The organism is Nocardia sp. NPDC004604 (genome assembly GCF_040609795.1).
Taxonomy (GTDB): domain Bacteria; phylum Actinomycetota; class Actinomycetes; order Mycobacteriales; family Mycobacteriaceae; genus Nocardia.
In genome coordinates, this window is record NZ_JBEXLC010000349.1 from 1 (window position 1) to 1027 (window position 1027).

General features: G+C 64.8%; 1 protein-coding gene. It reads right to left on the bottom strand.

All coding sequences use genetic code 11. The features are described from left to right. Positions 1-278 precede the first annotated feature (278 nt). Positions 279-941, bottom strand: a complete 663-nt coding sequence (gene phoU, locus ABZW16_RS44035; RefSeq protein ID WP_354962117.1) for a phosphate signaling complex protein PhoU — start codon at positions 939-941, stop codon at positions 279-281. Positions 942-1027: the final 86 nt, after the last annotated feature.

The following is a 1027-nucleotide window of genomic DNA, read 5'->3' on the forward strand; positions in this document are numbered from 1 at the left end:
ACCTGAGCCCGTACCCGGCGAGTTACCCATGTGCTCGCGAAATCAGCGGAACCGGCTGAAATGGGAAAGGCCCGCGCTACGGCGCGGGCCTTTTTCGCTCTGTCGGCAAATGTAACTTGTTCGAGCTGTATGACCGCCGCGCCGTCGTCCCCGGTTTGCGCCTGGATCCAGTGGATCCGGCGATCGGAGCGACGGCGCGGCGCGTGCCTTGTCCCGTTGCGGGGATATTCGCGTGCGTGCCCTGGTTTTGCCTGGTCCGGGGAGCGGTTTCGCCGGGATCAGGCCTCGGTGTCGACGTCCGGCGGTAGCACGCCGGTGACCAGGAAGATCACCCGACGGCCGATCTCCACTGCGTGGTCGGCGAAGCGCTCGTAGTAGCGGCCGAGCAGCGTCACGTCGACGGCCGCGGCGACGCCGTACTTCCAGTCGCGGTCCATCAGCAGGGTGAACAGGTGACGGTGCAGATCGTCCATCGCCTCGTCGTCCTCATTGAGCTGGGCGGCGCGCAAGGGATCGCGAGTCTCGAGCACCTCCCTGGCGCTCTCGCCCATATTCACCGCGATGCGGCCCATCTCGGCGAAGTAGCCGTTCACCGCCTCGGGGAGCGCGTGATTGGGGTGGCGCCTACGGGTCACCTTGGCGACGTGCAGCGCCAGCGCGCCCATTCGGTTCACATCCTGGACGATCTGGATCGCGCTCACGACCTGCCGCAGATCGCCTGCTACCGGTGCCTGCAGCGCAAGCAGGGCAAACGCCTTCTCCTCGGCGTCGGTGATCATTTCGGAGATCCGTTCGTCCTCGCTGATCACCGACTCAGCCAGGGTGAGGTCGGCCTGGAGCAGTGACTGGGTGGCCCGGTCCATCGCCGAACCCGCCAGACCAGCCATCTCGCCCAGCAGGTGGGCAAGATCGGCCATTTGCTCGTTGTAGATGACACACATGAAATCAGACATTAGTGCCCACTGCTGACCTAGTCACCAACGCAGGGTTAATGGGTGGTGCCGAACATTAGCGACGGTGTTGCCCC